At 70.8% G+C, this 805-nt stretch carries 1 protein-coding gene; it reads right to left on the bottom strand.

Going from position 1 to position 805, the window contains the following annotated elements:
* Positions 1 to 60: 60 nt before the first annotated feature.
* A partial coding sequence (locus ROTAS13_RS25320; RefSeq protein WP_075823723.1) for a biotin/lipoate A/B protein ligase family protein occupies positions 61 to 805 on the bottom strand: 745 nt, incomplete at its 5' end.

Here is an 805-nt window from a genome sequence, read left to right as displayed (position 1 = left end):
CCGGCCGGCGGCGGCGCGGCGCGCTTCCGCCGCCCCGGGAGACGAGGCCGCCTGCGTGCCTCAGGGGACGTGGCGCAGCCAGGCGCCGGAGGAGAACTTCTCCGCCGCGAGCTTCTCCGCCGCCGCATGTTCCTCCGCCGTGATCCGCCCGGCCACGCCGCCATGCAGCGACACGAAGGTCTCGCGCATCCGCCGGATCACCGCCTCGCGCGGCAGGCCTGTCTGGCTGCGCAGCGGATCGACCCGCTTGACGGCGCTCACCGTGCCCTTGTCGCTCAGCTTCTCGCGCCCGATGCGCAGCACCTTCACCATCTTCTCCGCATCCATGTCATAGGCCATGGTGACGTGGTGCAGCACCGTGCCGCCGGAGAAGCGCTTCTGCGCCGCGCCGCCGATCTTGCCCTTGGCGCTGGAGATGTCGTTGAGCGGCTTGTAGAAGGCGTCGATGCCGAGGGAGATCAGCGCCTGCAGCACCCAGGCGTCGAGGAAGGCATAGGAATCGGCGAAGGTCATGTCGCGCACCAGATCGCCCGGTGCATAGAGCGAGTAGGTGACGCTGTTGCCGGGTTCCGCCAGCATGGCGCCGCCGCCGGTGACGCGGCGGACGACCTCCACGCCCAGCGCCGAGGCTGCGTCGAGGTCCACCTCGTTGCGCAGCGACTGGAAGGCGCCGATGATGATGGCGGGCCGTTCCCATTCCCAGAAGCGCAGCATCGGGCCGCGTCGGCCGGCGGCGACCTCCTGCGCCAGGACCTCGTCCAGCGCCAGGTGCATCGCGGGGGAGAGCGGGGGCGTGTCGATGATC

Source organism: Roseomonas sp. TAS13 (assembly GCF_001950415.1).
Taxonomy (GTDB): domain Bacteria; phylum Pseudomonadota; class Alphaproteobacteria; order Acetobacterales; family Acetobacteraceae; genus Roseomonas; species Roseomonas mucosa.
This window is presented reverse-complemented; position numbering and strand designations above follow the sequence as displayed.